Origin of the sequence: Actinomadura rubrobrunea NBRC 15275 (assembly GCF_001552235.1) — a bacterium.
GTDB classification, from domain to species: domain Bacteria; phylum Actinomycetota; class Actinomycetes; order Streptosporangiales; family Streptosporangiaceae; genus Spirillospora; species Spirillospora viridilutea.
In genome coordinates this window covers 1-705 of the sequence record NZ_BCQU01000224.1, presented here as the reverse complement: position 1 = coordinate 705, position 705 = coordinate 1, and the positions used below count along the sequence as shown (strand labels likewise).

General features: G+C 70.5%; 1 protein-coding gene. It reads left to right on the top strand.

The window, feature by feature from the left end; translation table 11 throughout:
• Positions 1–705: condensation domain-containing protein (locus AR3_RS29135; RefSeq protein WP_157406862.1), on the top strand; the 705-nt coding region annotated here is incomplete at both ends.

The following is a 705-nucleotide window of genomic DNA, read 5'->3' as shown; positions in this document are numbered from 1 at the left end:
TACCGAGGCGGCACGGTCCCCTTCCGGCTCTCCGCCGACCTGCACGAGTCGCTGCTGAAAGTCGCCCGGGACACCGGCGCCAGCCCCTTCATGGTCACTCAGGCCGCGTTCGCCGCGTTGCTGACGCGGCTGGGTGCGGGGACGGACGTTCCGATCGGTTCGCCGATCGCGGGTCGGACGGACGACGCGCTGGACGATCTGGTCGGGATGTTCGTGAACATGTTGGTGTTGCGGACCGACACGTCGGGGGATCCGTCGTTCCGGGAGCTGGTCGGTCGGGTGCGGGAGGCGGATCTGGCCGCTTACGCGCATCAGGACGTGCCGTTCGAACGCCTGGTGGAGGTCCTCAACCCGCCGCGCCACCTGGGCCGCCATCCGCTGTTCCAGGTCGGCCTGACCTTCCAGAACAACCCCGAGCCCACACTGGAGGCGCCCGGCCTCACCGTGCGACCCGAACCGCTGAGCGCCGGAGTGTCCCGCTTCGACCTGCTCATGGTCCTCACCGAACGGTTCGACGCGGACGGCCGCCCCGGCGGCCTGGACGGCGAACTGGAATACGCCCTCGACCTGTTCGACCGGCCTACGGTCGAACGCCTCGCCGCCCGCTTCGAACGCCTCCTCGCAGCCCTGCTCGCCGACCCCGACCGGCGCATCGGCTCGGTCGACGTCCTGGACCCGCGAGAGCGCCGACTGCTGCTCGACGAC